Origin of the sequence: Streptomyces sp. MS191 (assembly GCF_008042125.1) — a bacterium.
Classification (GTDB): Bacteria; Actinomycetota; Actinomycetes; order Streptomycetales; family Streptomycetaceae; genus Streptomyces.
Genome location: NZ_RDBI01000055.1, coordinates 5726 through 7137 on the forward strand (window position 1 = coordinate 5726; position 1412 = coordinate 7137).

General features: G+C 75.2%; 1 protein-coding gene. It reads left to right on the forward strand.

What is annotated here, in order from left to right; translation table 11 throughout:
• Positions 1-778: 778 nt before the first annotated feature.
• Positions 779-1150 carry a cupin domain-containing protein gene (locus EAO71_RS24870; RefSeq protein ID WP_147980061.1) on the forward strand — a complete coding sequence of 124 codons (372 nt, stop codon included), beginning with the start codon at positions 779-781 and terminating at the stop codon, positions 1148-1150.
• The last annotated feature ends 262 nt before the right edge of the window (positions 1151-1412 follow it).

Below are 1412 nucleotides of genomic sequence, written 5' to 3' on the forward strand. Positions count from 1 at the left end.
CGCTGACCGCCGCCGCCCTGCTCGCGGCCGCCGCGGCCGCGAGCAGGGCGGCGGCGGTCAGCGCGAGGGCGCGGGGGAGGAAGGCGGGGGAGGGCATCGCACTCTCCTGTCGGAGGTGGGGGAGGCGGTCACGGGGAGTTTGACGCGTGCACGCCATGCAGGGCAGGGGGCTCGGCGCATCCCCCGCGACCGACATGGGGCGCACCGAAGACGCCGCCCCCGACCAGCGAGGACGTCTGCCGGCAGCGTGTCGGGGCGGCCCGGCTTTCCGCCATGCGGCGCGGTTCCACCTCGGTGGGCGGAGTCCGCGTACGAGTGTTTCCGGGGCCGGAGGTGCCGAGGTGTCCACTCGTCACTTCTACGACGGTCCGGGCATCCGCCACGACCGGATGTACGCCGACCGGGGGTGCGGATGTCGCCGTTCGGGGGGTGATGCGACCGGAACCGAATATTCCGAGGCTGCTTCGGAATCAGTGCCGGGGCGCCCCGATCCGCCCCTTCCCGGGTGGCGCGCCCCGTGTGCCGGAGCGGGTGGCGGGGTGCCGGCGGCCCGGGCCCGCCTGCCCGGGCGGCGCCGGTGGCGGGCCCCGTCCAGTCGTCCGGGAGGTGGCGGCAGGTGGGTGCCGGCGACCGTCCCGGCGCCGCTCCGAGCGCCCCTTCGGATTTCGTCGTCGCCGGCCGGTTCGGGGAAGTCGCCTGGTCGGGGCCGAAGTGGAGGCGTGCATTCAGTCGGTCCCGGGCGGGGAGGGGCCCGGCGTCCCCGCTACAGTCACCGGCCATGACGACACACGACCAGCCCTCCTTCGCCGTCCACATTCCCGACGCCGAGCTGGAGCCGGAGCCCCTCGACCCCGCCCAGATCGTCTCCGGGACCCCCGAGGTGACCGGCAAGGTCCTGTGGGAGTCGGCCGACGGCACGCAGGTGCGCGGCATCTGGCAGATCACCCCTGGCGTGGTGACCGACACCGAGGCCGACGAGCTGTTCGTGGTCGTGAGCGGACGCGCCACCGTCGCGGTCGAGGGCGGCGCCACGCTGGAGGTCGGCCCCGGCGACGCCTGTGTGCTGCGCGAGGGCGACCGGACCACCTGGACGGTCCACGAGACGCTGCGCAAGGCGTACCACATCACCCAGGCGGGCAACGCGAGTTGAGGGTCTGGTAGGAAGGTTTCCTATCGGATACGCTGCCGCCAGCGGCTCGGCGCGGCGCCCCTTCCGAGGGGCGTGACGCGCTCAGTGAGAGCTCTGACCCGGCCGCCGTGCGCCGTCCCCCGCCCCGGGCGGCGTCCCGTCGATCCCGCCGCCCGCGTGCGGCCCGATCCGCGGGACCGCCCCCGACCGGGGGCGCGGCGCTCCGCACCGGTGTCCAGCTCTCGCCGTCCCCAGGCCAGGGAGCCCAGGTATGCGCCTGAAC

Bases quoted from the DNA above. Each gene is read 5' to 3' on its own strand.
- EAO71_RS24870 (WP_147980061.1), top strand. From the start codon at position 779: ATGACGACACACGACCAGCCCTCCTTCGCCGTCCACATTCCCGACGCC.